The organism is Pseudomonas sp. WS 5071 (assembly GCF_012985765.1).
In the GTDB taxonomy this organism is placed as follows: Bacteria; Pseudomonadota; Gammaproteobacteria; order Pseudomonadales; family Pseudomonadaceae; genus Aquipseudomonas; species Aquipseudomonas lundensis_A.
Genome location: NZ_JAAQWY010000080.1, coordinates 1 through 1,137 on the forward strand (window position 1 = coordinate 1; position 1,137 = coordinate 1,137).

Annotated in this window: 2 protein-coding genes and 1 pseudogene; all 3 read right to left on the reverse strand. The window is 58.8% G+C overall.

Translation table 11 applies throughout. The features are described from left to right. Window positions 1-368, reverse strand: a pseudogene (locus HBN61_RS22285) (phage tail sheath family protein); the annotation flags it as partial. A 79-nt stretch (window positions 369-447) separates the two neighbouring features. After that, window positions 448-822 (reverse strand): hypothetical protein, encoded by a 375-nt coding sequence (locus tag HBN61_RS22290; RefSeq protein WP_094988826.1) that lies wholly within the window; start codon window positions 820-822, stop codon window positions 448-450. Between the two features lie 9 nt (window positions 823-831). Then, a partial coding sequence (locus HBN61_RS22295; protein ID WP_524539088.1) for a gp53-like domain-containing protein occupies window positions 832-1,137 on the reverse strand: 306 nt, incomplete at its 5' end.

The window sequence follows — 1,137 nt, forward strand, 5'->3', positions numbered from 1 at the left end:
CGGCTTTTGCCGTCGAGCAAGGCTTGCAGGCCGGTACGCTGACCCGAGGCCAAAACACCGCCGATGATGGCCGAGGTTTGCAGCGCTTCATCTTCCAGTTCGGCCACGCCGCACGCGACGATCACGGCCTTGGCTTTCAAGAACACTGCTTTGGCCGCACGGGTGATGGCCGAGTCTTCACCGAATGCGGCGACGGCTTCGCGCTCGCTGGTCAGCAGCACCAGGTCATTGGGCTTGGCCGATGCGGCCGGGCTGACGGTGTAGGTGTCGCATAGTCCGATGATCGAGGTCGACGGCAGCGCAATGGTGCGCGCGCCGGTATCGACCAGCGTGACGGTAACGCCGTGAAAACGGCTGGCTGTGCTCATACAGGTACTCTCCAGAAACGACAAAGCCCCGCAGGGCGGGGCTTATGGGGTGATTTGGCAGTCAGGGTTAGCTAACAGGCTACTCAGGCCACTGATAAAGCGCCTGAATGTCGTTGAAACGTTTGATACCGGCATCCCGAACGGCCTCCCAACCCTGCTCTCCCATCACCTGCATGCGGTTGGATTCGGCAAAGAAACGATCAGATCCCGTTACTGGTTCGGCATAGGCCGCAAGTCGCAGACGCTCCACGTCTTCACGTGTCTGCTCGATCACAGGTAGCGGTTGCTTGGTAATGCTCCCGTCTGCGCCCAATGTCCAAACACCATCGGTTTCGCAGATCAGTTTTTGCCAGAGCGTCGAATCGACCTCGACAGCATCTTCAGGGATCACGTGCGTGCCTTTGATAAGGCGCAAGTGAAGGGTTCCGTCCGGGTGAAACGTCACGTATTTCATGGGCTCCTCTCAACTGCCGACAGCGATATAAGACAGGCCCGCTGAGCCTGTCACGCCTGTGTTGTAGGTTTTGAAACTGTCTCGCGTGACAGCGCCGCCGCTGGTCCCGTTTTCGCCGTCGCTGAGCCTGACGCTGTACTCGGCCGTCGTCGCATTGTTGTAAGCGCCGACAATGACCGCCCCTGCATCATTGGGAAACGGAATGGGAAAACGGGTGGTGTTGATGGTGGAGCCGGTAAGCGATACAGCCGCACTCCACTGGACGATCCAGCCGTTTAGCCAACTCGGAAAGATGATGTAGCCAGTTCGTCCAAT

Excerpts from the sequence above, each read along its gene's own strand:
- HBN61_RS22290 (WP_094988826.1), bottom strand. The coding sequence starts at position 822 with ATGAAATACGTGACGTTTCACCCGGACGGAACCCTTCACTTGCGCCTT.